Annotated in this window: 1 protein-coding gene; it reads left to right on the plus strand. The window is 53.6% G+C overall.

Annotated features, from left to right (window positions below; all coding sequences use genetic code 11):
* Positions 1-440 (plus strand): TetR/AcrR family transcriptional regulator (locus B9C99_RS25510; RefSeq protein WP_088899802.1); only part of this gene is annotated, 440 nt, incomplete at both ends.

Raw genomic sequence — 440 nt, forward strand, 5'->3', positions numbered from 1 at the left:
GGCTACCGGGGCGAAAGCGCCTACTCTCTATGCGGAATTCACTAACAAAAAAGGATTATTTCGCGCTGTCCTGGATCGCTACATCACTCGCTTTGCCTCAAAACACGAAGCCCAGCTCTTTTGTGAAGAGAAAAGCGTAGAATCGGCGCTGGAAGATTACTTCACAGAAATTGCCGCCTGCTTTACCAGTACAGACACGCCGGCTGGCTGCTTTATGATTAATACGTCCGCCACCCTGGCCGCCTCCTCGCGCGATATCGCCCGCACGGTAAAATCACGCCACGCCATGCAGGAACAGACGCTCATCCAGTTTCTGCGCCAACGTCAGGAGCGCGGTGAAATTCCGGCGCACTGTAACCCGCAGGCGCTCGCAGAATATATAAACTGTATTTTACAGGGAATGTCGATCAGCGCCCGTGAAGGTGCCACCTTCGAACAAC

The sequence above is a fragment of the Rhodococcus sp. BUPNP1 genome, from assembly GCF_002215235.1.
GTDB lineage: Bacteria > Actinomycetota > Actinomycetes > Mycobacteriales > Mycobacteriaceae > Rhodococcus.